Origin of the sequence: Flavobacterium sp. SOK18b (genome assembly GCF_014156605.1) — a bacterium.
Taxonomy (GTDB): Bacteria; Bacteroidota; Bacteroidia; order Flavobacteriales; family Flavobacteriaceae; genus Flavobacterium; species Flavobacterium tiangeerense.
The window spans coordinates 1-539 of the sequence record NZ_QKNZ01000178.1; the positions used below are offsets into that span (position 1 = coordinate 1).

General features: G+C 27.6%; 1 protein-coding gene. It reads left to right on the plus strand.

The annotated features are described in order from the left end of the window. Positions 1 to 250 (plus strand): TlpA family protein disulfide reductase (locus DNC80_RS15765; protein ID WP_370628781.1); only part of this gene is annotated, 250 nt, incomplete at its 5' end. Positions 251 to 539: the final 289 nt, after the last annotated feature.

The following is a 539-nucleotide window of genomic DNA, read 5'->3' on the forward strand; positions in this document are numbered from 1 at the left end:
AAACTATGGAGATAAAGTCAATTTTTTAGCTGTAACATTTAATGATAAAGACCAAGTAGAAAAATTTTTATTAAAAAACGCATTTAAATTTACCCATATTATTGACGCACAAAGTCAAATAAATAAAATAAATAATAAAAGCTATCCATTAAATATATATCTAGATAAAGATGGAATTATCAAATCTTATGGAGGTTTTGTTTCGAGTGATAATAATGGAATTAATAAAGACATAGAAAAATTACTGTAGCTAACAATTATAATTTCGTTGCGGGTTCAACACAAGCAATTACATCTTTTAAATATACCACAGCGACAAAAAGAAGGTTGATTTACAGAGGTTTTATAGTTTTCGTTCGACAGAAAGAGAGAATAAAAAGAGGCAAGTCAGCCTCTTTTTTTGATAAATCCCAAACCAATGTTTTTACGTACATTTTACTTACAATTTAAAGTTAAAAGTGTAATTGTAGGAGCAGAAGTAAAAAAAGAAAGCATCCATAAAAGCGGACGGTAAAATATAAAAAAACTCCAACACGACT